Origin of the sequence: Bacillus cereus group sp. BfR-BA-01382 (assembly GCF_022663475.1) — a bacterium.
Classification (GTDB): Bacteria; Bacillota; Bacilli; order Bacillales; family Bacillaceae_G; genus Bacillus_A; species Bacillus_A thuringiensis_S.
Map to the genome: position 1 here is coordinate 1 of NZ_JAKUFQ010000443.1, position 221 is coordinate 221.

The window sequence follows — 221 nt, forward strand, 5'->3', positions numbered from 1 at the left end:
TTAATTCGAAGCAACGCGAAGAACCTTACCAGGTCTTGACATCCTCTGAAAACCCTAGAGATAGGGCTTCTCCTTCGGGAGCAGAGTGACAGGTGGTGCATGGTTGTCGGCAGCTCGTGTCGTGAGATGTTGGGTTAAGTCCCGCAACGAGCGCAACCCTTGATCTTAGTTGCCATCATTAAGTTGGGCACTCTAAGGTGACTGCCGGTGACAAACCGGAG

Annotated in this window: 1 rRNA gene; it reads left to right on the forward strand. The window is 52.0% G+C overall.

What is annotated here, in order from left to right:
• Nucleotides 1-221 (forward strand): 16S ribosomal RNA (locus MR160_RS34645); the annotation flags it as partial.